27 protein-coding genes are annotated in these 26,103 nt (G+C 52.2%); 12 read left to right on the top strand and 15 right to left on the bottom strand.

All coding sequences use genetic code 11. From position 1 onward, the window contains the following. Positions 1–139 precede the first annotated feature (139 nt). From cysN to EHSB41UT_RS03470, 4 genes are all read right to left on the bottom strand, one after another. Positions 140–1,762 carry a sulfate adenylyltransferase subunit CysN gene (cysN, locus tag EHSB41UT_RS03455; protein WP_087106965.1) on the bottom strand — a complete coding sequence of 541 codons (1,623 nt, stop codon included), beginning with the start codon at positions 1,760–1,762 and terminating at the stop codon, positions 140–142. Continuing rightward, complete coding sequence (gene cysD, locus EHSB41UT_RS03460; protein ID WP_087106967.1) at positions 1,762–2,709, bottom strand: sulfate adenylyltransferase subunit CysD; 948 nt, start codon at positions 2,707–2,709, stop codon at positions 1,762–1,764. Before cysD ends, cysN begins: the two co-directional genes overlap by 1 nt. A gap of 165 nt (positions 2,710–2,874) precedes the next feature. After that, complete coding sequence (locus EHSB41UT_RS03465) at positions 2,875–3,867, bottom strand: NADAR family protein (protein WP_087106969.1); 993 nt, start codon at positions 3,865–3,867, stop codon at positions 2,875–2,877. 148 nt (positions 3,868–4,015) lie between these two features. Then, the gene (locus tag EHSB41UT_RS03470) at positions 4,016–4,771 is read right to left on the bottom strand and encodes a Nif3-like dinuclear metal center hexameric protein (RefSeq protein WP_087106971.1); all 756 of its coding nucleotides are present in this window, start codon (positions 4,769–4,771) and stop codon (positions 4,016–4,018) included. 157 nt (positions 4,772–4,928) lie between these two features. On the opposite strand from EHSB41UT_RS03470, the gene EHSB41UT_RS03475 reads away from it, so the two are divergent. Then, entirely contained in the window at positions 4,929–6,083 is a 1,155-nt protein-coding gene (locus EHSB41UT_RS03475; protein ID WP_087106973.1) for a S1C family serine protease, read from the top strand. Here EHSB41UT_RS03475 and EHSB41UT_RS03480 read toward each other — a convergent pair. The 11 genes from EHSB41UT_RS03480 to EHSB41UT_RS03530 form a co-directional block, all read right to left on the bottom strand. After that, positions 6,080–6,775, bottom strand: a complete 696-nt coding sequence (locus EHSB41UT_RS03480) for a Type 1 glutamine amidotransferase-like domain-containing protein (protein ID WP_087106975.1) — start codon at positions 6,773–6,775, stop codon at positions 6,080–6,082. The genes EHSB41UT_RS03475 and EHSB41UT_RS03480 overlap by 4 nt on opposite strands. A 63-nt stretch (positions 6,776–6,838) precedes the next feature. Further along, complete coding sequence (gene hisD, locus EHSB41UT_RS03485) at positions 6,839–8,152, bottom strand: histidinol dehydrogenase (protein WP_087106977.1); 1,314 nt, start codon at positions 8,150–8,152, stop codon at positions 6,839–6,841. 75 nt (positions 8,153–8,227) lie between these two features. Next, a complete protein-coding gene (hisG, locus tag EHSB41UT_RS03490) occupies positions 8,228–8,917 on the bottom strand; it encodes an ATP phosphoribosyltransferase (RefSeq protein WP_087106979.1) in 690 nt (229 codons plus the stop codon). Positions 8,918–9,063: 146 nt separating this feature from the next. After that, positions 9,064–10,323 carry a UDP-N-acetylglucosamine 1-carboxyvinyltransferase gene (gene murA, locus EHSB41UT_RS03495; protein ID WP_087106982.1) on the bottom strand — a complete coding sequence of 420 codons (1,260 nt, stop codon included), beginning with the start codon at positions 10,321–10,323 and terminating at the stop codon, positions 9,064–9,066. 104 nt (positions 10,324–10,427) lie between these two features. After that, entirely contained in the window at positions 10,428–10,670 is a 243-nt protein-coding gene (locus EHSB41UT_RS03500; RefSeq protein ID WP_087106984.1) for a BolA family protein, read from the bottom strand. Between the two features lie 224 nt (positions 10,671–10,894). Then, a complete protein-coding gene (locus EHSB41UT_RS03505) occupies positions 10,895–11,194 on the bottom strand; it encodes an STAS domain-containing protein (RefSeq protein WP_106408268.1) in 300 nt (99 codons plus the stop codon). A 2-nt stretch (positions 11,195–11,196) separates the two neighbouring features. Beyond that, entirely contained in the window at positions 11,197–11,862 is a 666-nt protein-coding gene (locus tag EHSB41UT_RS03510; protein ID WP_087106986.1) for an MlaC/ttg2D family ABC transporter substrate-binding protein, read from the bottom strand. A gap of 68 nt (positions 11,863–11,930) precedes the next feature. Beyond that, complete coding sequence (gene mlaD, locus EHSB41UT_RS03515) at positions 11,931–12,419, bottom strand: outer membrane lipid asymmetry maintenance protein MlaD (RefSeq protein ID WP_087106988.1); 489 nt, start codon at positions 12,417–12,419, stop codon at positions 11,931–11,933. Position 12,420: 1 nt separating this feature from the next. Next, complete coding sequence (mlaE, locus tag EHSB41UT_RS03520; RefSeq protein ID WP_207626574.1) at positions 12,421–13,206, bottom strand: lipid asymmetry maintenance ABC transporter permease subunit MlaE; 786 nt, start codon at positions 13,204–13,206, stop codon at positions 12,421–12,423. Positions 13,207–13,211: 5 nt separating this feature from the next. Next, a complete protein-coding gene (locus EHSB41UT_RS03525) occupies positions 13,212–14,024 on the bottom strand; it encodes an ATP-binding cassette domain-containing protein (RefSeq protein WP_087106992.1) in 813 nt (270 codons plus the stop codon). A 165-nt stretch (positions 14,025–14,189) separates the two neighbouring features. Next, positions 14,190–16,400 (bottom strand): coiled-coil domain-containing protein, encoded by a 2,211-nt coding sequence (locus EHSB41UT_RS03530; RefSeq protein WP_087106994.1) that lies wholly within the window; start codon positions 16,398–16,400, stop codon positions 14,190–14,192. Positions 16,401–16,556: 156 nt separating this feature from the next. Here EHSB41UT_RS03530 and EHSB41UT_RS03535 point away from each other — a divergent pair, with 156 nt between their 5' ends. From EHSB41UT_RS03535 to mgtE, 11 genes are all read left to right on the top strand, one after another. Then, entirely contained in the window at positions 16,557–17,546 is a 990-nt protein-coding gene (locus tag EHSB41UT_RS03535) for a calcium/sodium antiporter (RefSeq protein ID WP_087107933.1), read from the top strand. A gap of 61 nt (positions 17,547–17,607) precedes the next feature. Next, a complete protein-coding gene (locus tag EHSB41UT_RS03540) occupies positions 17,608–18,621 on the top strand; it encodes a KpsF/GutQ family sugar-phosphate isomerase (RefSeq protein ID WP_087107935.1) in 1,014 nt (337 codons plus the stop codon). Positions 18,622–18,725: 104 nt separating this feature from the next. Further along, positions 18,726–19,286, top strand: a complete 561-nt coding sequence (gene lptC, locus EHSB41UT_RS03545) for an LPS export ABC transporter periplasmic protein LptC (RefSeq protein WP_087106996.1) — start codon at positions 18,726–18,728, stop codon at positions 19,284–19,286. A 34-nt stretch (positions 19,287–19,320) separates the two neighbouring features. After that, entirely contained in the window at positions 19,321–19,827 is a 507-nt protein-coding gene (lptA, locus tag EHSB41UT_RS03550) for a lipopolysaccharide transport periplasmic protein LptA (protein ID WP_207626557.1), read from the top strand. A gap of 92 nt (positions 19,828–19,919) precedes the next feature. Continuing rightward, positions 19,920–20,645, top strand: coding sequence for an LPS export ABC transporter ATP-binding protein (gene lptB / locus EHSB41UT_RS03555; protein ID WP_087107000.1), 726 nt, complete (start codon positions 19,920–19,922; stop codon positions 20,643–20,645). 262 nt (positions 20,646–20,907) lie between these two features. Then, positions 20,908–22,395 carry an RNA polymerase factor sigma-54 gene (locus tag EHSB41UT_RS03560; protein ID WP_087107002.1) on the top strand — a complete coding sequence of 496 codons (1,488 nt, stop codon included), beginning with the start codon at positions 20,908–20,910 and terminating at the stop codon, positions 22,393–22,395. Positions 22,396–22,595: 200 nt separating this feature from the next. Next, a complete protein-coding gene (hpf, locus tag EHSB41UT_RS03565) occupies positions 22,596–22,901 on the top strand; it encodes a ribosome hibernation-promoting factor, HPF/YfiA family (RefSeq protein ID WP_087107003.1) in 306 nt (101 codons plus the stop codon). Positions 22,902–22,919: 18 nt separating this feature from the next. After that, complete coding sequence (ptsN, locus tag EHSB41UT_RS03570; protein WP_087107005.1) at positions 22,920–23,378, top strand: PTS IIA-like nitrogen regulatory protein PtsN; 459 nt, start codon at positions 22,920–22,922, stop codon at positions 23,376–23,378. A 155-nt stretch (positions 23,379–23,533) separates the two neighbouring features. After that, on the top strand, positions 23,534–24,448 hold the full coding sequence (rapZ, locus tag EHSB41UT_RS03575; protein WP_242667232.1) for an RNase adapter RapZ: 915 nt from the start codon (positions 23,534–23,536) through the stop codon (positions 24,446–24,448). 11 nt (positions 24,449–24,459) lie between these two features. After that, entirely contained in the window at positions 24,460–24,735 is a 276-nt protein-coding gene (locus EHSB41UT_RS03580) for an HPr family phosphocarrier protein (protein ID WP_087107007.1), read from the top strand. Between the two features lie 8 nt (positions 24,736–24,743). After that, the gene (gene mgtE, locus EHSB41UT_RS03585) at positions 24,744–26,102 is read left to right on the top strand and encodes a magnesium transporter (protein WP_087107009.1); all 1,359 of its coding nucleotides are present in this window, start codon (positions 24,744–24,746) and stop codon (positions 26,100–26,102) included. Position 26,103 lies beyond the last annotated feature (1 nt).

Here is a 26,103-nt window from a genome sequence, read left to right on the forward strand (position 1 = left end):
GCGACAATATCTGAGCAGGTTTTAACCAAATAACAACAAAACAGTCATGGGTTGAAATATCCGCTCCAGGCATGAAGCAGCGAGGGTAGGCTCCAAATGAAAAGGGGCTGCTAAAGCAGCCCCGGTAAGAGTTTCAAATTCAGCCCAGTTGGCTGATAAGCTCTTCTACTAATTCATGCTGAGATGCCGAGACCTTAAGAGCCTCACTGCTGCCAGACTGGGCCGTCAGCACAATCAGGCCGCTGCCAACCAGCAGCTCTTCAGCCTTTTGATCCGGCTCAGGAAGAATAACCGGCAGCAGACCCCGATCAAACAGCTCCCGCTCAATCTGACTGAGCTGCTCTGGCGAGACTCCACTGATTTCCACAACAGAGGACCGTTGCCCCAGACGCGCAGCCCGCTCACTGGCACGAACCGGACGGAATGCTTCCTGCTCGACAGCACCTTGAATCATACCGGCAGCGACAGTCGCGTTGGTCAGGCGATCCACCAGAATAAAAGAGCCGGTGGTGCGGTTAACCGGGTAAGCGTCAAACACCGCTTCCTTGGAGAGTGACAGCTGACACAGGCCGATCTCATTCAAGGCCAGTGATTCCGACTCCTGCTGTACCAGGGTATTCACATTGACCTGATGCAGTACCGCTTTCACCTGTGCCGAGGCGGCAAAGCTGCCCATCTTGATATCGTACATACGGCCTGGCTGCAGCCCTTTTTCTGCCATCCACACCAGCATGGCTTCAAAGTCTTTACCCTGCGCTGGCTGATAGCCGGAGTCATTGCTGGCGTGCAGCAACATATCACCACGGCTGATATCAATTTCATCTTCCAGAGTCAGAGTGACGGCCTGTCCGGCAAAGGCTTGTGGCAGATTGCCATCAAAGGTCACAATCTCTTTAACTTTGCTGCTTTTACCGGAAGGCAACGCAGTCAGGGTTTCTCCAACCTTTACAACACCGGAAGCGACCGTGCCGGAAAAGCCACGGAAGTTCAGGTTCGGACGATTCACGTACTGAACCGGGAAGCGGAAGTTCTCAAAATCCCGGCCTGTGCCCAACTCAACCGTTTCCAATACCTGCATCAGGGTCTGGCCGTCATACCAGCCCATATTGTTACTGGCATTAACAACGTTATCCCCATCCAGAGCCGAGATCGGCACAAAGCGGATATCGCCCATATTGCCTTTTGAGACCAGCGGCTCGGCAAAGTCGAGGTAGTCGTTACGGATGCTTTCAAAGGTCTGCTGACTGTATTCCACCAGATCCATTTTGTTTACCGCGACAACAATATGTTTGATACCCAGCAGGCTGGCAATAAAGGAGTGCCGGCGGGTCTGGGTCTGCACACCATAACGAGCATCAATCAGGATCACCGCCAGATCACAGGTTGAAGCACCTGTAGCCATATTGCGGGTGTACTGCTCATGCCCCGGCGTATCGGCAATAATAAATTTGCGTTTGTCTGTGGAGAAGTAGCGGTAAGCGACATCAATAGTAATACCTTGCTCACGCTCAGCCTGCAGACCATCCACCAGCAAAGCCAGATCGATCTTTTCGCCCTGAGTGCCGACCTTCTTACTGTCGTTTTCTATCGCCGCCAGCTGATCTTCAAAAATCATTTTACTGTCGTGCAGCAGACGACCGATCAATGTGCTTTTGCCGTCGTCTACACTGCCGCAGGTCAGAAAACGCAGCAGTTCTTTATCTTCATGCTGCTTCAGGTAGGCAATGATATCTGACTCAATTAACTCTGATTGGTGGCTCATCAGAAATACCCCTCCTGCTTTTTCTTCTCCATGGAACCCGACGAGTCATGGTCAATAGCCCGCCCCTGTCGCTCCGATGTGGTGGTCAGCAACATCTCCTGGATAATTTCCGGCAATGTTGTCGCTTCGGATTCCACAGCTCCGGTCAGCGGATAGCAGCCCAGTGTCCGGAAACGTACCGATTTCATCTCCGGCACTTCATTCTCGCCAAGAGGCATACGGTCATCGTCGACCATAATCTGCAGCCCATCCCGCTCAACAATCGGACGCTTCTCCGACAAATACAATGGAACAATCTCGATATTTTCCAGCCAGATGTACTGCCAGATATCCAGTTCGGTCCAGTTGGAGAGCGGGAATACCCGGATGCTTTCACCCTTCTCGTGCTTGCCGTTATAAACGTTCCACAGCTCGGGCCTCTGGTTCTTGGGATCCCAGCGATGATTGCGATCACGGAAGGAATACACCCGCTCTTTTGCCCGGGACTTTTCTTCATCCCGACGGGCACCACCAAAGGCGGCATCAAAACCGTACTTATCCAGAGCCTGACGCAAGGCCTGGGTTTTCATAATGTCGGTATGACGGGAACTGCCGTGGGTGAAAGGACCTACACCCATTTCCACCCCTTCCAGGTTTTTATGAACAATCAGATCCAGATCAAACTTGCGGGCCTGCTCATCCCGGAAGCGGATCATCTCCTGGAACTTCCAGTGGGAATCAATATGCAGCAGCGGGAACGGCAAACGTCCCGGAAAGAAAGCTTTGCGGGCAAGGTGCAGCATCACCGAAGAGTCTTTACCGATGGAGTAAAGCATCACCGGATTATCAAATTCGGCCGCCACTTCGCGGATAATATGGATACTCTCAGCCTCAAGCTGCCTGAGATGATTCAGCCTGTACTCTGACAGACCGTTTGCGTGATTTACCGGATCGTTTTCCAAGCTCATGGGGTAACCCCGTTGTCGTCATTCTGGCCCGTACAGATTTATTTCGTTTATTCGATGATTACGGGAAGCAAAATTCTATCAATAATTCTAAGGAATATGCCTAACCATATTTAGAATCATTTGTACTAAGGATATGACAACGGGATCAGGATGACGGGGGAGAACTCAGACCATACGTCTGCGCTTGCGGGTGACCAGCGGAGTCGATGTAGTTGCATAACTTGTGGACGCTTCCGCTGCAGAGCGCCCACCCGGTTTGAGAACCCGGCGTTTTTTGGTGGCAGGAAGAACAGTCTCATCCTCGGACGAACTGTCTTCAGAATTGCCATGAGCAGGCCCATAGAACTCAATCAGCTTGCTCTCCATTTTTCTATAGCTCAGCGGCTGATCGGAATACACCGTGCGGTAAGCACCCCAGAAGCTTTGCTTCTCTGTCGGTGAGAGCTGCATCCATTCCTCGTAAAGAGCCTCACGGCGCTCCATCAACATCAAGCCCAATTTATTCTCGCCATGCCCATTGGCGCCCTGCCCCCAAAAAGCATCTGTCGGAGAAGCTTCTACCAGTATCAGTGAACTTCTATCCGCCGCAGTAAACAGCAGCCGCAGGGAGAGTTCAGGGTTGGTATAGAGATCAAACTTGGCAGCAAGCCCTTTGCGCATATAGCCATTACATTGATGCTTCCAGTCTCTCGGCTTTTGAGTTTGATGCCTGCGACCATAGCGAGCAGCATCTGCGGTATCCGAACTATTGCCAACGGTCGGATTGGTACCGGCCAGAGCTTTGCCCAGCCGGGCATAAGGTCCACCCAGCTTCATGCACTGGTAATAGTGCTCTACCGACTGAAATCTCTCATGATCAACAGAGATCGGGCAGCGCCGGGTATTGGTCAGCTCGAAGTACTCGCCAGGGCGATAGAAGTACAGCTGCCCTATTGGACTGCGACGTGTGCTTTTCACACTGTGCCAGTTTCGGGTGTTCAACGTATGTGGGAAGCCACGGGACACATTCGGAGAGGAAGTATCAAAATCATCAGACAAGGCGCAAACGTCATAGTCGTTCAAACCGCGACGACTGTCAGTCTGATCGTGCCTTGCAGTCTCAGAGCGTGGTCGTGAAGAGGCTGCGCGCAACCTGCGGGAATCAACCGGTTCGGGCATTGATAGCACCCCCTTCAAAAACGGGACGCTTAACAGGCAGCGCAGCATGCTGAATTCCTCAAACAGTTAAACACACGGGGATTGTGTATTCAGAGCTGTCCTGAGGAGCTTGGTTCCATCCTGTCAGCAAGACTGATCTATTGGTTAATTAGACTGGGTTGGGAATATCAAAGAACCGATGTTCTATACCGTGCTGTTTCTGCAGCCACTCTCCAAAAGCCTGAACCCCACCTTTCTCAGTGGCATGATGCCCAGCGGAAATATAATGCACGCCTTCTTCCCGTGCGGTATGCACAGTGGATTCAGAAATCTCACCACTGATGTACACATCCACACCAGCATTCACTGCCAGAGAAATAAAACCCTGTGCCCCACCGGTACACCAGGCAACACTTTTAACCGGATGATCACCTCCGGAAATCACCAGAGGCTTGCGGTTCAGCTTCTTCTCAATATGTTCAGCAAACTGCTCCAGAGACAGACTGGCTGTTATCTCGCCAATATTGCCAACTGGGCGCTTCTCCGCAGGATCCAGTGGACCGGTGGTTGTTATATCCAGCAAGGCAGCCAGTGTTGCATTGTTGCCCATAGTTTCGTGGGCATCGAGAGGCAGGTGGTAGCCGAGAAGACTGATATCGTGAGTCAGCAGCTTTTGCAGACGTCGTTTTTTCATACCGACGATTTCATCGCGTTCGTTTTTCCAGAAAAAACCGTGATGAACCAGAATCGCATCTGCGCCCCAGGCTATGGCCTGCTCTATCAGTTCTTCGCAGGCCGTCACCCCAGTCGCCAGCTTGAAGACTTCGGGCTTCCCTTCCACCTGCAGACCATTCGGACAATAGTCTTTGAACTGCTCCGGTTGCAGCTCATCATTCAGAACCTTGACCAGGTCTTTTAGCTTCATGGGGTGGCATCCTTTCTCAAAACAGGAATGTAAGTAGACTGTGGGCTGGTGTCGCGGTCGCTAACTTTTCTATAATAGCTATACCGTCAGGACATGTCGCTTCCTACCGTTCAGGATAACGCGACAGAGAAAAGGGAAGCCGGATACCAAACGCCCGATGAAAAAGTTTCTTAATACGCTCAGCTGGTTCGGCTGGCCTGCCATATGCGGGCTGCTCGTTGCTTTGCTGATTTTGCAAAACGACCTGTACATTCCGGGCATCAGTGAACCTGCACCAGAACCCCAGCCCTTCACGGCTGACAGCATATCCCAGACGCCTCCCTATTCATTTAATTCCGCAGTCGTCAACGCCGCTCCGTCTGTTGTCAGTATTTATACACGTCGAGCCATTCGTCGCACGGGCTCACGGGATAACACTCTGATTGCCGCCCAAGACCCGTTCAGCAACAGCCGTATTCCTCGCCGCCAGCAGGTGCAATCCAGCCTGGGTTCCGGTGTTATTGTCAGTCCGGCCGGTTATATCCTGACCAACAACCACGTTATCAATGGCGCTGACGATATTATCGTGGCCTTGGCTGATCAGCGGGAAACCCGTGCCACAGTAATTGGGACCGATACCGAAACTGATCTGGCCGTGCTGAAGATTGAAATGACTGATCTTCCAAGTGCCAACTGGGCAGATTCCAAGACCATTAAGATCGGCGATATCGTTCTCGCCATCGGTAATCCCTTCGGTCTTGGTCAGACAGTTTCTCAGGGGATTATCAGCGCCACCCGCCGCGACCTGCGGCTAAGCACCTATGAAGGGTTTATCCAGACCGATGCTGCCATCAATATTGGTAACTCCGGCGGCGCACTTGTGAATACCAAAGGTGAGCTGGTTGGTATCTCAACCGCGCTGATCTCCAGCGATGGCGGCAGTGAAGGTCTGGGCTTTGCCATTCCCTCCAACCTCGCCAAGTTTGTGATGACGTCCATCATCAACAATGGTCATGTAATACGCGGCTGGCTGGGGATTGAATCGACCGCCCTGAGTGCTGAGCTGGCAGAAGCCTTTAACCTGCCATTGGGCAGCGGCATCCTGATTTCCGGTGTTTCGGAAAGTGGCCCGGCGCAGGTTGCCGGACTGCAGCGTGGCGATATCATCCTGCGCATTAACGATATGGTGACCCATGATGCACGACGGGTGATGAACAATGTTGCCAAGCTGAAACCCGGCTCCAAGGTTAACGTTGTCGTATTGCGTGATGGCAAGGAGCAGGCTTTTGCGACAGAAGTCGGCGAACGTCCACCAGATGCGGTGCGTAATTAATTCAGCCGTTCGACCTCCAATGGTACTTCAATCACCTCTTGGCCACTGACGCCTACCCGATAGGCTCCTGCACCGCCTCGTGAAGCAACAATCTGGTGTAGCTCCCCATTAATATAATGCAGCGCTGCACCATCATCCGCAGCAACACCTCCAACCATAGCGCCATTTTGAATAAGACGATGATAGGCCGGCCGGCGCTCAGACTCGCCATCGTAGTGCGGACAGTGGCTGCCTTTCAGCAATCCCAAACAGGGATAAGCCGCCAGATCACCACCAAAAGAATCCGTTACACCCGCTTCAAACCAGCAGATAGAGCCAGCACTCAGGCCACACAGTACGACACCGGCTTCATAAGCCTTTCTCAGAATCTTATCTACACGGTGCAGCTGCCAGATCGCCAGCATATTGGCTGTATTGCCACCACCTACATAGATAATATTTTGCGACAACAGGAATGTTTCGAGATCTCGCCCATCACGGCGAAACAGTTCCTGATGAGTAGGCTGACAACCGGCCTGACTGAAGCGCCGATAAAACCGTGCGATATAGGCTTCATTGTCACCGGAGGCTGTTCCCAGAAAACAGACCTTGGGATTATCCACAGACTGGTTAAGGATATAGTCATCAAGCAAGGGCGACTGTTCCATTGAGAATCCACCGCCGCCCAGAGCAATTATCTGTTTCTTTATCATTGTTTTTATTCGTCATCTAACGGGCAACAAAAAGCCCTCATGGTGAGGGCTTCATACAACAGTTCAGGACTTGATTCGATACTCTGCCGAGCGGGCATGGGCTGTTAACCCCTCACCTCGCGCCAGCACGGAGGCGACTTTGCCAGCTTCCGATGCGCCTTCCGCAGAGAAGTGAATCAACGACGTACGCTTCTGGAAGTCATACACACCCAGTGGCGATGAGAACCTTGCCGTACCAGAAGTTGGCAATACATGGTTAGGACCGGCGCAGTAATCGCCCAGCGCTTCCGCCGTATAGCGCCCCATAAAGATGGCACCCGCGTGGCGAATCAAAGGCAGCAATGCATCCGGGTCCTCAACAGATAATTCCAGATGTTCCGGTGCAATGCGGTTGCAAACTTCAGCAGCCTGTTCAAAACCGGGTACATGAATAAAAGCGCCGCGCTCATTCATGGACTGCTCAATAATTCCGGCACGTTCCAGCGTTGGCAGTAGTTTATTCATACTGTTCTGAACCTGATCCAGAAAGGCTTTATCCGGTGAGATCAGAATAGCCTGAGCATCTTCATCATGTTCAGCTTGGGAGAACAGATCCATGGCTACCCAGTCCGGGTCGGTCTTGCCATCACTGATTACCAGGATCTCGGAAGGACCGGCAATCATATCAATACCCACCTGACCGAAGACCATACGCTTGGCGGTTGCGACATAGATATTGCCCGGGCCAACAATCTTATCCACCGCCGGAACAGTTTCGGTACCGTAAGCCAACGCCGCTACAGCCTGAGCGCCACCAATAGTGAAAACCTTATCGACACCTGCCAGAGCGGCGGCCGCCAGCACCAGCTCATTCACCTCACCACCGGGGGTCGGCACAACCATCACCACTTCCTGAACACCAGCAACACTGGCGGGAATTGCGTTCATCAGTACTGATGAGGGATAGGCTGCCTGTCCACCTGGCACATAAAGCCCGACACGATCCAGAGGCGTAACCCGCTGCCCAAGCCGAGTTCCATCGGCTTCGGTGAAACTCCAATCACTCTGCAGCTGCTTCTCGTGATAATCACGGATACGTTTGGCGGCAACTTCCAGCGCTGCTCTCTGTTCCTGAGGAAGCTCTTCAAGCGCCTGCTGCAGACGTTCACGATGCAGCGTCAGTGCATTCATATCCGAGGCGGAGCTGCGATCAAACTGGCGGGTATATTCCACCAGAGCGGCATCGCCATGACTGCGCACCTTATGGACGATCTCGGTTACCGTGTTATGAACATGGGTATCAGATACAGATTCCCAGGCCAGCAACTCATCCAGCTGACGGGTAAAATCCTGAGAGCCATACTCCAAACGGACTGGCTGTATACGTGCTTCGCTCATAATCCCTCCCACACAGGAACCGCAGGTGGCACACGGGAATGCCTTTGGCTTTAACTGTTTATGATTCTTTAAATATCAGAAATTCTGGTTTGCGTCTTCCACAGCCTGACGCATCTGCTCAATAACCCGCCCGATCATTTCGTGCTTCACCTTCATGGCGGCACGGTTCACGATCAGACGCGAGCTGATATCGGCAATATGTTCACGTGGTTCGAGGCCATTGGCACGCAGGGTATTACCCGTATCAACAATATCCACAATCTGGTCGGCCAGATCAATCAGCGGCGCGAGCTCCATGGAACCATAAAGTTTGATGATATCCACCTGCCGCCCTTTGCTGGCGTAATACTGCTTGGCCACATTCACAAACTTGGTCGCTACCCGCACCCGCTGACCCGGCACATCCTTGTAATCCACCTTGGCAGCCGTCATCAGCCGACACTTGGAGATTTGAAGGTCCAGTGGCTCGTAAAGTTCCTGAGACTGATTCTGGGCGTTATGCTCCATCAACACATCTTTACCCACCACACCCAGATCGGCAGCGCCATGTTCAACATAGGTCGGCACATCGCTGGCACGCACAATCAGCAGGCGCACATGCTCAAGGTTGGTCGGGATAATCAGCTTACGGGTTTTCTTGACGTCTTCGGCAGGCACAATACCGGCTTTTTCCAGCAGTGGCCGGGTTTCATCAAGGATACGTCCCTTCGACAGGGCTATCGTCAGTGACGCAGGTTGTGAGGCGGGTTGTGCTTGTGCAGTCATTGTTATCTCTGTCGCTGAATTAGAGTTATAAAATCGTTTCAGAGCGCGACAAGTAAGCGCTCCCCAAAGGTTTCAGCGCTAATTTTTATTATTTTACCACTGGCTCCGCAGTTATACGGAACCAGTAGTTGGTCAGTCAGCGTTTATCAGTTCGGTACGCGACGAATCTTCGCGCCCAGCTGCTGCAGCTTCTCTTCAATACATTCGTAACCACGGTCGATATGGTAAATGCGGTCAACAACGGTATCGCCCTCGGCGACCAGACCGGCAATAACCAGACTCGCAGAAGCACGCAGATCGGTTGCCATAACCGGTGCAGACTTCAGGCCTTCAACGCCACGGCAGATAGCCGTGTTGCCTTCGATATCCATATCCGCCCCCATGCGCTTCATCTCCAGCACATGCATAAAGCGGTTTTCAAAGATGGTTTCGGTGATGGTACCGGTACCTTCAGCCACAGCGTTCAGCGCCGTAAACTGCGCCTGCACGTCAGTGGCCATACCCGGATAAGGGGCAGTCTTGAGGCTGATAGCCTTTGGACGACGGCCTTCCATATCCAGCTCGATCCAGTCTTCACCAACAGTGATAACCGCACCGGCTTCACGCAGTTTGACCAGAACCGGATCCAGGATAGTTGGATCGGTATCCTTAACCTTGATACGGCCACGGGTAGCAGCTGCAGCAATCAGATAAGTGCTGGTTTCAATACGGTCAGGCAGTACCGAGTACACACAGCCGTGCAGACTCTTCTTGCCCTGAACACGGATAGTGTCGGTACCGTGACCTTCAATCTCTGCCCCCATACGGATCAGACATTCAGCCAGATCAACAACTTCCGGTTCACGGGCTGCGTTCTCAAGAATGGTTTCGCCATCAGCCAGCGCAGCTGCCATCAGCAGGTTTTCAGTACCGGTTACAGTGACGGTATCGAAGAAGATACGCGCGCCTTTCAGACGGTCAGCCTTGGCCTTGATGTAACCATCTTCAACCACGACTTCTGCACCCATAGCCTCCAGGCCACGCAGGTGCAGATCAACCGGACGACTGCCGATACCGCAACCACCAGGCAGAGCCACTTCCGCATAACCGTGACGGGCAAGAATAGGGCCCAACACCAGAATGGAAGCACGCATGGTCTTTACCAGTTCATACGGTGCAGTGAGGCTCTTGATGGTGCTGGCGTGCACCTCAACATTCATCTTCTCATCAATCATCAGCTCCACGCCCATGCAGCCGAACAGCTCGATCATGGTGGTGATATCGTGAAGGTGAGGCAGATTGCAGACGGTTACCGGCTCATCAGCCAGAAGGGTTGCAGCAAGAATAGGCAGGGCAGAGTTCTTGGCACCGGAGATACGAATCTCACCGTCCAGACGATTTCCGCCAGTAATGATCAGTTTATCCATTGAATATCCGTAGGCTTATATATTTCGCCTGTATATGCCCGCCTGTCTGCGGACACTGGCAATGCCAGCCCTGCTGACATCACCGATAATTGACCGGTACGAACTTAACCCTGACGGGCAGCCCACTCTTCCGGAGTAAAAGTCTGCATGGTTACGGCATGAATCGTGCCGGCAGCAATCATTTCATTCAGATGTGTATAGACTATCTGCTGGCGTTTCACCGGCAGACAACCTGCAAACACGGTTGAAACAACTGTCAGGCGGAAGTCACAGCCTTCCCCTTCAACAAAGACTTCAGCGCCTTCGATTTTACTTTCGAGCAGCGTTTTTACTTCACTGGCATGCATTGAATATGTCCCGAAACCGGCATGTATAATCGTTCATCAGCCATGATGGAGAGCAGGTAACCCAACTCTTTTTGGCCATGACTGTTGGCAGTCGCCGCTGTGGCATATCGTTTTGGCACAGGCCTTATATATGGCATGCCACAGAGTACTGACAAATATGTGCATATGATAGGGAAGAGCAGCCAAGGACACCAGTACCTTGGCTGCCAGATGCGGGTTATATCTCAGGAGAGCGCGGGAAAGAGTTCACTGATACCGCAAACACTGGCCAGTGCGGCCATATCATCAGGAAAATGCTCAAACGACACTGGCTTTGATGCCGCTTCTGCACGACGGGTCCATTCCAGCAACAAGGCCAGTGAGGAACTGTCTGCGCTGCTGACACCGGAGAGATCTACGACCTGTGCAGTATCAGCAGCAGAAAGAGTCTTCCAGCCGGCTTCCACCAGTGTCGGTACCGTATCCTTGTTGACATGACCTTCCAGCATAACGCGGGCGTCATCAATCCTTTTCAGCTCAGCCACAATCAGCCCTTCTTCTCTTTCTGCTGATCTTTCTCGGACTGCTGCATCAGCTCTGGCCACTTATCAATCACAGTCTCGACCTTACGGTACTTGTTCATGGCGTCCGCAAACTGATTGCGGAACTGGATACCGATATTGATACCCTCAACCACAATGTTCCGTATCATCCACTTGCCATCTTTCTGCATCATGGAATAGGACATCACATACTGCTGGTCCTTACCACGAATGGTCAGATTGACCGGAACAGAGCGAGACTTGCCAGCGTCGTATTCCTTCAGCAGCGCGGGAGCAACCGGCTCCACCTTATCAAGCGACAGATCGCTGGTATCAAAGGTCAGTACCGATTTACTGTAAAAGCGCACCAGACTGTCGCGGAACACAACCGCAAACTGTTTAATCTCTTCATCAGAAGAGCGGTGGGCATATTTGCCCATTACGCCACGGGCTATATCCGAGAACGCAACAACCGGATCGATGATCTTCTCAACATCTGCGAAGAACTTGCTTTCATCCTTCTTATAGACGTCCCGCTCAGTCTTCAGCAGCTGAAGTACCTGCTGGGTGGCCTGCCCGGCTACCTTATCGGGTGTCTCCTGCGCCTGAACCAGTTGAAACGATGCCAACCAGGCCAGCAGAACAAAACTCACTTGTTTAAGCATTTGCATATTCACACCTGTACTTACTACCGTTCCGCCTTGCTGTTGCACAAACTTGCTGCTGCACACAGGTGCAATCAGAAACTGTCGCCGCCCGAACTGTCATCATCCGAGCCAACAGAGCCCAGCAGGAACTTACCGATCAGATCTTCCAAAACTATAGCTGACTGAGTGTCGTCAATTGTCTCTTCATCCTGCAGGAACTCTGCGGCCCCGCCGATGCTGATACCAATAAATTTCTCACCCAGCAGGCCGGCCGTAATAATGGCGGCAGAGCTGTCTACCGGGATATTATCGATATTGGTGTCAATATCCATTACCACACGGGCCATGTAGGTTTTCTTGTCCAACTCGACATCCACAACCCGGCCGATGGTCACCCCGCCCATAGCTACCTTGGCACGCTTGGTCAGGGAGCCAACATTATCAAACTCGGCATAGAGGCGGTAAGTGCTGGCCTCGGTATTCAGGGACAGGCCACTCACCCGCAGAGCCAGCAGCACCAGAGCAAACAGGCCTGCCAGCAGGAAAGCGCCAACGCTGATTTCAACGGTTCGCATCCGCATCTTAAAGATCTCCAAACATCACGGCTGTCAGGATAAAGTCCAGCCCCAGCACAGCCAGAGAGGCGTAGACAACGGTCCGGGTCGTTGCCCGGCTTATACCTTCGGATGTCGGCACCGCATCATATCCCTGAAAAATCGCAATCCAGGTCACGACAAATCCAAACACCACACTTTTGATCAGTCCATCGATCACGTCATTACGGAAATCAACAGCCTGTTCCATATTGCCCCAGAAGGAGCCTTCATAAATGCCCAGCCAGTCAACCCCGACCATGGAGCCGCCAAAAATGCCGACCATGGAGAAGATACAGGCCAGCAAAGGCATACTGATTACACCCGCCCAGAACCGGGGAGCAATGATCCGTTTCAGAGGGTCAACCCCGATCATCTCCATACTAGAGAGCTGTTCGGTAGCCTTCATCAAACCAATTTCGGCGGTCAGAGCTGAGCCGGCACGACCGGCAAACAGCAAAGCCGTCACAACCGGGCCAAGCTCACGCACCAGGCTCAGTGCTACCAGCTGCCCAACAGACTGTTCAGTGCCATAACGCACCAGAATGTTGTAACCCTGAAGCCCCAACACCATGCCGATAAACACACCGGACACAGTAATGATAATCAGCGAAAGCACACCTACGGCATAAATCTGTTGAGCCAACAGTGTCGAAAAGGAGCCATGCCCGGTATTGCGGCCGAAGATCGCCTGCACCAGCATAATCGTGGCACGGCCAATCGCCTGAATCATATCCAGACCACTGCGACCCAGCAGGGCAATCTGATCAATAATTCTGTTCAACGCTTATCTCCCAGCAGCTGCTCACGCACATCCTCTGCGGGATAGTGGAAAGGCACGGGACCATCCGGCTCACCATTCATAAACTGGCGGATGCGTGGATCATCGGAGTTCTGTAATTCCTCCGGTGAGCCTGAGGCAATAACATGGCCATCAGCAATCAAGTAAAGATGGTCAGCAATACTCGCAGTTTCTGCCAGATCATGGGAAACAATCACGCTGGTCAGATTCAACGCACTGTTCAACTTGCGAATCAGGTTAACCAGCACGCCCATGGCAATCGGGTCCTGACCGACAAACGGTTCGTCATACATGATGAAATCAGGATCCAGAGCAATCGCTCGGGCCAGCGCAACACGTCGGGCCATACCGCCCGACAGCTCTGATGGCATCAGGTCAGTAGCGCCACGCAGACCCACAGCCTGAAGTTTCATCAGGACAATATCCCGAATCATATTTTCAGAAAGGTGGGTATGAACACGCAGCGGAAAGGCAACGTTCTCAAAGACGGTTAAATCTGTGAACAAGGCACCGCTCTGAAACAGCATGCCCATTTTGGAGCGCATACGGAACAAACCCTTACGCCCCATGGAAGACAGCGCCTGACCATCCACAAGAATCTGGCCGGCATCCGGGCGCAACTGCGCACCTATCAGTCTTAACAGGGTTGTTTTCCCCGTGCCACTCGGCCCCATAATGCCAGTGACTTTTCCCCGGGGAATGGTCATATCGATATTATCGAAGATGACTCGTTCGCCACGACGGAACGAAACTCCCCGTATCTCGATAAAATTATCGCTGTGATGATTCATGTAGAGGCTTTATTTCGGCAGACCAGTAGCGCTATAAAAAACACTACGCCCACAATAATCCCTGTAGTGTAGAAACTCTGTGAAATTCCCTGAATGTGAATTCTATCACTCAATGCCGGATAATTGCAGGGGTAAGTTAGACGCCCTGAGTCCGATAACCCCACATCAATCATCACTCTGAGCCCGACGGGCAATTTCGGCTGCGTCAATTAACTTGGCCACCAGCTGCTCGGGGGATTTTTCCCAACCACTGCTTACCCAGGCATCAACCACCTTGGTTAATTGATCAGAATTATTTTTTACCAGCTCGAGTGTTTGCAGCATCGCATCGGGGGAAAGGCTTCCAGCATCTGTCTGCGAAGGATCCAACGTTTTAACAAAGCTGTTCCAGAATGCATTCAGCTTCTGGTAATCAGACTCCATCTCTACATATTCCTGCAGCTTGCTGGATACAGCGTCCAGATTGACCTGATCAGGGCTAACCTCCGATCCATAAAGCGGCTTGATCATAGCCTCACCAATATTGGCAAAACCTATCCGTTCTTTTAAAGCGCTTAGCGCATCCTGCATATCTTCCTTCTTGCCGATGGCAGCCTGCTGATCATCTGGCAGAAGGTTAAAGACATCCTCACAGAGCTGGTCCAGCCGCTTGCTGACATCAGACAGTCGGCGCTCAGCTTTAACCTGAGCCTCTTTGATGACATCTATTTCATCCTGAACAACATCGCCACTAAGCGCTTCCTGAGCTTTCATCTTGGTAATCTGCTCCTGTTTCTTGTCCAGCTGTCCTTTTAAACTCTGTATTTCATTCTTGGCCTGATCTAATTGCTTATTGATGCTACGCAGATCTTTTTCACTTTCATTTCCGGTGCGACTCAGCTGTTCCTGCAAATGGCGAATCTGGGACTGCATCGTCTCAATCTTAAATTCCCGATCACGCAGATCACTTTCCAGCTCAGAGATATCCTGTTGATACTGAGCAGCCAACTCTTTTCTTGAAAGGCCACCATCGCCGGTAGGACGAAGCGTCTGTTCCTCTAAAGGCACCTCATCAGTTAACTCATAATCATCAGAGAACGTGTCGCCCATCTCGCTTCCCATATAGGCACTATCAGAATCCCTAAGAAGCCCTTCCTCTTCATAATTCTGCTCACTTATTGATTTGAGATAGCTTTGATCACCCCAGCCATCAAACTCTGCGGAAAACTCATTCACATCACCGGTATCCAGGGCAGCCAGCTCGGCATACTTCTTATTCACCTCAGCCAGCTGATTTCTGAGTTCACTAATGAGCGCCTGACATCCAGATGGTTCAATGGTGTCACCCATTGCAGCACCGAGTTCAGCGAAGATGGAACCGGGCACACCACCAACATCCAACCCAGCTCTTGGATCAGAAGGCCCTTCGGGCACCTTAGCCAGTGCTGCCTGCTTTTCTTCAAGCTTCAGCAAGGCCTCCGACAACTGCGCATGAGCTTCCGTCAGCTCCTGCTTTTGGCCCTTATCGATACTCTTCGAGTGGTTATAGAGGGCAACCATATGAGATATACGGGCAGAGGAGATGGATAGCCGACCTTTCAGGCTTCGGATCTCATCATTGGCACCTTTAAGCCGACCCGCCAGCTGGCTCAGCTTCATCGTACTCTGATCCTGCTCAGCAACATGTTTGCGATGCTGCTTTTTCAGACGCTGTTCCAGTTTGGCCTTATCCTTATTAGCGCCATCAAGCAGACGGGACAACTCTTCAAGATTGCGCTCATAACCTTTGATCTGCTTATTGGTATTTTGATCACTCTGACTATGGGCTTTCTGCTCTTTTTCCAGCTGTTGCCCGACATGCTTCATCTGATCATTAAGAGCAGCAATCTCCTGATTCTTATGCTGAAGTTCGGCTCGCAGGCTTTGTCGGACATTAGCTGTTTGTGACTGGCTTTGCTCTTCAAGCTGCTGTTGATACGCTTCCATTTGCTGCTCATACTCCTGCAACTTCTGGCTGGCATCTTCAACTTCTTTGTCTTTCCCACCGGCGGTATAACGATCATATCCCGCCTTTAACACAGCACCGGCACACACGACACCAAGACCAATCAGCGGTGCGCCCATAACACCTGCCGCAACGCCCAGGCCAATACCGCCATACTGGAACCAGGATGATTTGCTGGAATTTTCGGAAACGGCCCTTTGGGTCAGCGTGGTCTGCGCGTCTTTGGGATAGACAGGCTTGGGAATATTGGCCAGCCTGCCCTTACCCACATCAACAACACCGACATTCCCGGATTTGCGGTTCTTCTTGCCTGCCTTTTTGGAACCATCCCCGACAGGGCGCTGATAAGCCCCCTCGACACCTACTGGCCCGCCAACCCTTTTACCATCCATAGTTCAGCTCCGCATCCTTATTCTGAAACAGTCACTTAAATTTCAGAATAGCCATCAATCGGGATTTCAATGAGAGGAATGCTGTTATCCTTCTATAATCCCGGTAAAATCCTGCCCCTTTATTTCATCCGAACTCACTGGAATGGTTCCAACTTCATGCTTCTACTGGCTATAGCCGCCCTGATTGTCGGGCTTATCGCACTGATGTGGAGTGCTGATCACTTTGTTAACAGCGCTGCCGTAACCGCCCGCCACCTGGGAATGTCCCCAATGCTGATTGGCCTGACTATCGTCGCCATCGGCACATCTGCGCCTGAAATTCTGGTCTCTTTAACTGCAGCCCTGAAAGGCTCCGGTGACCTTGCTGTGGGAAACGCCCTCGGTTCAAACATTGCCAATATCGGCATGGTACTGGGTCTGACTCTTCTCATTGCCCCGATTCGTGTCAACAAGCGCCTGATGGGCAAAGAACTGCCTCTGCTGGCAGCCATCACTCTGGTTTCTGGTGCCATCCTCTATGACAACAGCATTACCTTTATTGAAGGTGTGCTGATGATTGCCGGCCTGATCGCTGCCATGGTGCTGATCAACTATTGGCAGAAGAAGCCCGATGACGAGCCCCTGACCAGCATTGGTGAAGAGAGTGAAGATGAAATCCAGGAAATGCCTCAGACCAAGGCCACGCTGATTCTGGTCGGTAGCCTGGCTCTGCTGCTGGTGAGCTCCAACATCCTGGTTGAGTCTGCTACATATATTGCCCGCTATTTCGGCATCAGTGAGCTGATCATCGGCCTGACCATCGTCGCCATCGGCACCAGCCTGCCAGAACTGGCCGCCAGCGTGGCCAGCGCCCTGAAAGGCCATCCGGATATGGCCCTTGGCAACATCATTGGCTCCAATATGTTCAACCTGCTGGCTGTTATGGCGGTTCCCGGCCTGGTTGCCCCTGGCTCCATCAGCCCGGAAGCTCTGATCAGAGACTACCCGGCCATGTGTGCACTGACCCTGCTATTGATGGCCCTGACCCTGATCGGCAAGAAGCCACGGGTTCTGGGCCGCATCTCTGGCCTGGTGCTTTGTTCAGGCTATATCGCCTATGCGGGCTATATAGCCTTCGGCGGTATGCTTATCGCCACAGCCAGCTAATCCCGTTACAATCACGGACTTCTCGTAATCGCCTGTTTCACCAGAGAAAATGACTGAGCATATGACTGCCACCGAGACTGAAATCTCTACACCAGCCAGCACTGTTACTTCCGAGTCACTGATTGCCTCCGGACGGCGGACCATTGCTATTGAGCAGGCCTCCGTTGCAGCACTGCTTGAGCGTATCAATGAAGATTTCAGCAAGGCCTGCAAATTGCTACTGGCCTGCAAAGGGCGTGTCGTTGTGACCGGCATGGGTAAATCCGGCCATATTGGCAATAAAATTGCCGCCACACTGGCCAGCACCGGCACTCCAGCCTTTTTCGTTCATCCAGGTGAAGCGTCCCATGGCGATATGGGCATGATTACCAAAGATGATGTGGTTATCGCTCTGTCCAATTCCGGCAGCGTCTCTGAAGTGGTTTCTCTGGTGCCGCTGTTCAAGCGACTGGGCACTCCGATCATCTCTTTTACCGGCAACCCGAATTCGCCTCTGGGTCTGGCTTCTGACATCCACCTGAATACCGGTGTTGACCAGGAAGCCTGCCCTTTGAATCTTGCTCCAACCTCCAGCACCACAACTGCTCTGGTTATGGGTGATGCTCTGGCGATTGCCCTGCTGGAAGCCCGTGGTTTTACGGCTGAAGACTTTGCCTTCTCCCATCCGGGTGGCAGCCTGGGTCGTCGTCTGCTGCTGAAGGTCAGTGAGATCATGCACGCAGGTGAGCGCCTGCCGGTTGTGGGCGAACAAACCCTGCTTCGCGATGCCCTGCTGGAAATGACCAGCAAAGGTATGGGCCTGACCGCGATTGTCAATGAGCAGCAGACATTGGTTGGCATCTTTACCGATGGTGACCTGCGTCGTTCTCTGGATGAAGGTTTGAACCCGATTACCGCAACCATTGATGCTCTGATGACCCGCAACTGCGTCACCATCCGCGCAGATATTCTCGCCGCAGAAGCACTCAAGGTTATGGAAGATCACAAGATCAATGGCCTGATCTGCGTGGACGAACACAAGCGCCCTGTCGGCGCCATCAATATGCATGACCTGCTCAAAGCCGGCGTGCTGTAAACAATTATTCTATGGACGGGATGAACAGTCATTTGTTACCACCCAGCTTAACTCTTGCCTGTGCACGGATGCCTAACGTCCGTGCACAACGGGAGGTCTGAAACATGCGTCAGTTACTGTATATTTTCCTGGTGCTGGGCTTTGTTGGCCTGATTGGTTATTGGTCCTATTCAACCGATAACCCGACCAGCATGCCAAGAGCAGCCCAAGAGGATAAAGAACCGGACTTTTTTATTCGGGATGCCTTTATCACCGAGTATGATGTGAATGGCGCACTGGCATCGACTCTTGAGTCCGATGAGATCAGCCATTTCCCTCATAATGACACAACTCTGCTGAAGCAACCGGATCTGTGGACCTTTGAAGAAGATCGCCAACCCTGGCACACCACTGCAGACAACGGACGGATACTCCCCGACGGGGAAACCGTTGAACTGATTGATAATGTGGTCATGATTCAACAGGATGGTAATGGTCAGTCCGAACAACGGGTAGACACTGATTTTCTCACTGTTTACTCTGGCGAAGATTATGCCGACACTGACGCCCCTGTACGTATAACAAATGAGCCGGGCGTAACCACGGCCGTCGGCATGCGAGCCTTTTATAAAAGGGACTTTATCCAGCTCAAATCCAAGGTTAATAGTATTTATGAAAACAAGTAACGCCCTGTCTTTTTCTGGATTTGTTAGAACATGCATGGTTGCAGGCCTGAGCCTGACAGCCGTATTGATGAGTGGCTTTGCTGCAGCACTGCCTTCGGATCGCGAACAGCCGATCCACATTACGTCCAATGATGCGGATGCTGACAATGCCAAGGGCATTGTGATTTATCGTGGCGATGTGGTTGTCACCCAGGGTACAACCAAAATGACCGGTGACGTTGTCACCCTGATCTACTCTGCCGACCGCAAGCTGAAGCAGATGATCGCCAAGGGTAACAACAAGGAAAGAGCGTTCTACCAGGAAGAGCTGGAAGGCGACAAAGGCATTGTAAAAGCCTGGGGCGAAACCATTGATTACAGCATGCAGACCGATACTGTTGAACTGATCAAACAGGCTCGCCTGATTCAGAATGGTGACACCTTTACCGGCGACCGGATTGAGTACAACCAGCTCACGGAAATCATCAATGCCCAGAGCGATCGTAACAAGCCTGGCGGCAATCGTGTTCAAATGATCATTCAGCCAGATCAGACCAAATAAGATACAAACAGGACTATCCTCACCACTGCGATAGCGAAAGGGTGAGGATATGTCATGATTACCGGTTAAGTTCAGTTCAAGACATCAGCCACATGGCCATACTTCAAGCACAGAACCTCAAAAAAACTTACAGCGGACGTCAGGTGGTTCGTGATGTGTCTGTATCCATAGAAAGTGGACAGATTGTCGGCCTGCTGGGTCCGAATGGCGCGGGCAAGACCACCTGTTTCTATATGATTGTCGGCCTGGTACAGACCGAAGGTGGCAAGATCACCATTGATAATCAGGCAATCACTCATTTGCCTATGCACGGTCGCGCTCGTGCCGGTATTGGTTATCTACCTCAGGAAGCCTCCATTTTCCGCAAGCTCACCGTAGCCGATAACATTATGGCCATCCTTGAGACCCGCAAAGGTTTGAGCAAGGCTGAGCGCAAACAACAAATGGAGCAGTTGCTGGATGAGTTTCATATTCAACACATCCGCAACAGCCTTGGCATGAGTCTGTCGGGCGGCGAGCGTCGCCGGGTAGAGATTGCCCGTGCACTGGCGACCAACCCGTCGTTCATTCTGCTGGATGAACCGTTTGCCGGCGTTGATCCAATCTCCGTCACCGACATCAAAGAGATTGTGACGCACCTGAAGAATCGTGGCATCGGTGTTCTGATCACCGACCACAATGTGCGGGAAACCCTCGATATTTGCGAACATGCCTATATCGTTTCCGAAGGTCAGATTATTGCTTCCGGCAACAGCGAAACCGTACTGGCTAACCAGAAGGTTCGCGATGTTTATCTGGGTGAAAACTTCCGAATCTAAAGCCTCAATTCTCGGCAGGCATGGAATGTGCCAACGTTGATGCCTGCCGCTTCCTGTTGCCACCCGTTACAGTTACACTAGGCGGGCATTCAGGAAAACCGGACATTCCTGCGTGCTTTAATCATCCCAATGACTGGGACAGAATACGATTCAGGGACGTCATAACAGCCATGAGCGGTAGGGGCCGGAACGCTATGAAATATTTCAGGCCTTGTCGTGGTCACGAATTGCTGGTGCGGTATAAGGCTGGATACTCGATCCCATGAAGCCATCACTGGAATTAAGAATCGGTCAGCAGCTGACCATGACACCTCAGCTGCAACAGGCCATCAAACTCCTGCAACTCTCAACGCTGGATCTTCAACAGGAAATTCAGCTGGCACTCGACAGCAATCCCATGCTGGAGCAGGAAGAGCAGAATCAGGAGAACGAAGCCTCTCTCGATGAGCTGGCCAGTACCGGCCTGACTGACTTCACCGAAGTCAGCAAGGACGAGAAGCCTGATGAAACCCGTGAAACCCAGGATGACTGGAACGAGTCCATTCCTTCCGATCTGGCGATAGACAGCGGCTGGGAAGATGTTTACCAAACTTCTGCTTCCAGTCAGTCATCCGGCTCTGGCGATACCCTCAGCGATGACTTCACCACCCGAACCAGTCCATCAGAAACCATCCAGGATCATCTTGAGTGGCAACTTAATCTGACACCTATGTCAGACACCGATCGCATTATCGCCCTCTCCATTATTGAAGCTGTTGATGATAACGGCTATCTCACTACCAGCCTCGAAGAGATCCATGAAGGCCTTGATCCTGATCTTGAGGTCGAGATGGATGAGGTGGAGATGGTTCTGCATCGGGTGCAAAATTTTGATCCTGTCGGTGTTGCCTGCAGAGACCTTCGAGAATGTCTTCTGCTGCAGCTGCGTCAGCTGCCCGAAAAGACGGATGATGTCGTTAATGCCTACCGCATAATCGACCGCTACATTGAACTGCTTGGCACCCGTGACTACGCCACACTGATGCGCAGAACCCGACTGAAAGAAGATCAGCTGCGGGATGCTCTGCACATCATTCAATCACTGACACCACACCCAGGCTCCGCGCTGCAAAGTACAGAAGCCGAATATGTGATCCCGGATGTGGTGGTGCGCAAGAAGAAAGGCCGCTGGACCGTTGAACTCAATCCAGAGACCGCTCCCAAGCTGCGCATCAATGATGGCTATGCTTCGCTGATACGCCGGGCTGATTCCAGCGCCGACAACACCTATCTGAAAAACCATCTGCAGGAAGCTCGCTGGTTTATTAAAAGCCTGCAAAGCCGGAACGAAACCCTGCTGAAAGTCGCTACCAAAATTGTTGAGCACCAGCGCGGTTTCTTTGACTACGGCGAAGAGGCCATGAAACCTTTGGTGCTCCACGATATCGCCGAACTGGTGGATATGCATGAATCAACCATTTCCCGGGTCACCACCCAGAAATTTATGCATACGCCCCGGGGTATCTTTGAGCTCAAGTATTTCTTCTCCAGCCATGTCAGCACCAGCTCTGGCGGCGAGTGCTCTTCTACCGCCATCCGTGCGCTGATTAAAAAACTGGTGGCTGCAGAAAACCCTCGCAAGCCGCTGAGCGACAGCAAAATTGCTACTCTATTAGGGGAGCAGGGTATTGAGGTCGCCCGTCGTACCATCGCCAAATATCGCGAATCCCTTGCTATCCCGCCGTCCAACGAGCGCAAACGCCTGGTCTGATACCCCCTCAGCCAGCCTGAAGAGCAGCCCCTCCGGGCTGCCTACTACAGGCTACAAGGCACGCTTGTTTCAAGAAACCCACCTCCCCAATGCCTTGCGATGAAAAGCCGAGACGAGCCGTATTTCTGGTGATAGAATCAAGGTGTCAGCCCGGTACGGAATTTCCGGTGCTGCTCAACCTGACATCAGGAGAGGAATGCATGCAAGTTAACATCAGTGGTCACCATATCGACGTCACCGAAGCTCTGCGTGATTACGTATCCAAGAAGCTCGGTAAGCTGACTTCACACTATGATGGCATTACCAGCATTCAAGTCACTCTGAGCGTTGAAAAACCGCGACAAATGGCTGAAGCCATACTTCATGTCCGCAACGCTGACATTGCAGCTTCAGCAGAAGACGAAGACATGTATGCAGCCATCGATCAGCTTCATCACAAGCTGGACAGGCAACTCCTGAAGTATAAGGAAAAGAATATTGACCGCCTGCAGGGGGCTTCCAACTAACCCCCGGTTTTCAACTTCATGAGCCTACGGAATATCCTTGCTCCCGGACACGCCATTTATGGCGTGCCCGGCTCCAGCAAGAAGCGCACTCTCGAATATATCGCCAACTTTATCAGTCAGGAACAGCCCGGCCTCGATGCCAAGGAACTGTTCCATCAGCTAGTTACCCGGGAAAAACTGGGGAGCACTGGACTTGGTAATGGCTTCGCCCTGCCCCACTGTCGGGTCGCAGGCTGCGATCGCCCGGAAGCTCTGTTTCTGAGGTTGGCGGAACCCATCGACTACGATGCCATTGACCGCAAGCCGGTCGATCTGGTTTTTGCTCTGGTTGTTCCCGAGGAAGAAACCGAAAAGCATCTGGAATTTCTTCGCATGATCGCAGAGCAGTTCAGTAATGAGGCGCTTTGTGAAGAGCTGCGCGCCGCCAGGGACAGCGAAAGCCTCTATCGGCTGTTGACCGACAAGGTTTCAACCTGACAAATTTCGTAAAGATTGAATAAATCACACACAAGAGCCTGCCCATGCAGGCTCTTTTTTTCTATGCTTGGCAAAGTGTATTTACAAAAGGCATGGATAGGGTCTGTTGATCCTGGTACGCGCATGCTCTTATGACTGGCAGGAAAGGCCAAGCAATGTCTAAGTCAAACAAGTCGAATATAATCAGGCTCGTTATTATCAGCGGTCGCTCGGGCTCCGGAAAGAGCTCAGCCCTTGCCGCTCTTGAGGATCAGGGTTTCTATTGCATTGATAACCTGCCCGCCACTCTGCTGACCGACCTGATCTCTCGCTTTACCGACAATGACGGTCGAGCCCTTGCTGTCAGCATTGATGCCCGGAACACCTCCGGGGAGCTGGCCAGCTTTTCCGAAATCCATCGCCAGCTGAAAAATGATGAACGCCTGATCTGCGATGTCATCTTTCTGGATGCCGACCATGAAACCCTGCTCAAGCGCTTCAGTGCCACTCGCCGCCGTCATCCTTTAAGCGATGGTCAATCCTCACTGGATGAAGCGATTCATAAAGAAGCCGAAGTGCTGGGTACTATTTCCGACAGTGCTGATATGCGCGTCGATACCAGCCGCCTGTCTCTCCATGAGCTGCGCAGCCTGATTCGCCAGCGTGTGGCCGGCAAGGAAAAGCATGAACTGGCTCTGCAGTTTGAATCCTTTGGTTTCAAGAAAGGTGTGCCTATTGATGCCGACTTTGTCTTTGACGTTCGCTGCCTGCCCAACCCTTACTGGAATGAAGAGCTGAGAGTGTTTACCGGACGGGATCAGCCGGTGATTGATTTTCTCTCTGCCCACGATTCAGTGAAACGCATGCAGGAAGATATCAGCGAGTTTATCAGCCGCTGGCTACCAGTTTTTGAAGAAGGCAACCGCAGCTATCTTACCGTGGCTATCGGTTGCACCGGCGGCCAGCATCGCTCAGTGTTTGTCAGTGAGGCTGTAGCACGCTCCTTTGCCAACCATGCTTCATCCGTACAGGTTCGCCATCGGGAGCTGGGAGAGAGCTTCACCGTTGCACAACAAACAGAGACTCAGTAACAGGATCAAGAATGGCGGTTATCCAGGAACAGATTGAAATCATCAACAAACTGGGTCTCCATGCCCGGGCCGCAGCTAAATTTGTGGGTGTGGCTACCGGCTTTAAAAGCCAGATACGACTTGGTCGCCCTGAGAAGATGGTCGATGGCAAAAGCATCATGTCAGTTATGATGCTGGCGGCCAGCAAAGGCTCAACCCTGGCACTGGAAGTCGAAGGTGATGATGCCGATCAGGCCCGGGAAGCTATCGTGGCCCTGGTTAACAACCGCTTCGACGAAGACGAATAGCACTGACTATGCCGCAGCAGCAATCCCTGGCTCTCTCTGACGATCAGCTGGAAGCCATCAACCGGGCGATAGAGAAAAATATGCCGGAGTATATCCAGCATATGCTCACCAGCCTGTCTGCTGCGGATATTGCCCACCTGCTGGAATCTTCACCTCCCCGTCAACGCAGCCTGATCTGGAAACTCGTCCCGATTGAAGATGAAGGAGATGTCCTGAATGAACTTGGCGAAGAGGTTCGCCAGTTCTTTACCGATCAGATGAATGTTGCCGAGCTGATCAGCATTCTTGAAGATCAGGATATCGACGACACGGTTGATATCCTGCAGAACCTGCCTCAAAAGATTACCCGCCAGGTTCTCGACTCCATGAGTCAGCAGAACCGCCACCGGGTCGAGGAAGTTCTCGCCTATCCGGAGAACACCGCTGGCGGTTTGATGAACACGGACACACTCACAGTCCGTGGCGATATTACTGTTGATGTAGCCCTGCGCTATATCCGTCTGCATGAGAGCTTGCCGGAACCTTTTGACCAACTGCTGATTGTTGATCGCAAAGATCACTTAAGCGGCACAGTCTCAATCCGCAGACTGCTGACATCTCCTACCTCCAGCCTGCTTAGCGAGCTGATGGAGGAAACCGTTCACTCCATACCGGTCACTATGGAAGATTCCCAGATCGCCCAGATCTTTGAACGGGAGGACTTGATCTCAGCCCCGGTTATCGATGAGCAGGGTCACCTGCTGGGCCGGATCACCGTTGATGATGTGGTTGACGTGATTCGGGAAGAAGCTGAACACTCGGTGATGAGTATGGCGGGTCTGGCCGAGGATGAAGATACCTTTGCCCCCGCCTGGAAAACCTCTCGCCGCCGCGCCGTCTGGCTGGGCGTCAACCTCTGCACAGCCTTTATCTCTGCGTCGGTCATTGGCCTGTTTCAGGAAACCATCGACCGGGTTGTTGCTCTTGCCGTATTGATGCCGATTGTCGCCAGCATGGGTGGCGTAGCTGGGAGTCAGACTCTGACCTTGATTATCCGTGCCATTGCTCTTGGGCAGATTGGTAAATCCAATATTTCCTGGCTTTTGTCCCGAGAGTTTCTGGTTGGTCTGTTCAATGGTCTGCTCTGGGCGACGGTTGTTGCCCTGGCTGCCATGTACTGGTTTGATGACACTGTGATTGCCGTGGTTATTGCCCTGGCACTGGTTATCAACCTGATTGTGGCCGTTCTGGCTGGAGCCATGCTGCCTATCGCCCTGAAAGCTTTAAAAATTGACCCGGCTCTTGCCGGGTCTGTTGCCCTCACCACCATTACCGATGTAGTTGGGTTTCTTTCCTTCCTGGGGCTCGCAACCCTGTTTTACGGCTGAT

The organism is Parendozoicomonas haliclonae (assembly GCF_900174585.1).
GTDB lineage: Bacteria > Pseudomonadota > Gammaproteobacteria > Pseudomonadales > Endozoicomonadaceae > Sansalvadorimonas > Sansalvadorimonas haliclonae.